The 490-nt window shown below is 60.0% G+C and carries 1 protein-coding gene; it reads left to right on the plus strand.

Going from position 1 to position 490, the window contains the following annotated elements; translation table 11 throughout:
* A partial coding sequence (locus IG75_RS36980) for an NAD-glutamate dehydrogenase domain-containing protein (protein ID WP_036544366.1) occupies nucleotides 1–490 on the plus strand: 490 nt, incomplete at both ends.

Here is a 490-nt window from a genome sequence, read left to right on the forward strand (position 1 = left end):
CCGCCGGAGCGGGTGGTGCGTCGTGATGGTGATGATACGTATTTGGTGGTGGCGGCGGACAAGGGTACGGCGACGTTCTCCGATATTGCGAATGATGTTGCGGGCCGGTATGGGTTCTGGTTGGGGGATGCGTTTGCGTCGGGTGGTTCGGCGGGATATGACCACAAGGCGATGGGGATTACTGCGCGGGGGGCGTGGGAGAGTGTGAAGCGGCATTTCGCGGAGATGGGGGTGGATACTCAGTCGCAGGATTTCACTGTGGTGGGTGTGGGGGATATGAGTGGGGATGTGTTCGGTAACGGGATGTTGTTGTCGGAGCATATTCGGTTGGTGGCGGCGTTCGATCATCGTCATATCTTTTTGGATCCGGATCCGGATGCGGGGTCGTCGTTCGGTGAGCGGTCGCGGTTGTTCGGGTTGGCTCGGTCGAGTTGGGCGGATTATGATCGTTCGTTGATCAGTGCGGGTGGCGGCGTCTACGACCGCACCG

Source organism: Nocardia rhamnosiphila NBRC 108938 (genome assembly GCF_000720425.1).
GTDB classification, from domain to species: domain Bacteria; phylum Actinomycetota; class Actinomycetes; order Mycobacteriales; family Mycobacteriaceae; genus Nocardia; species Nocardia rhamnosiphila.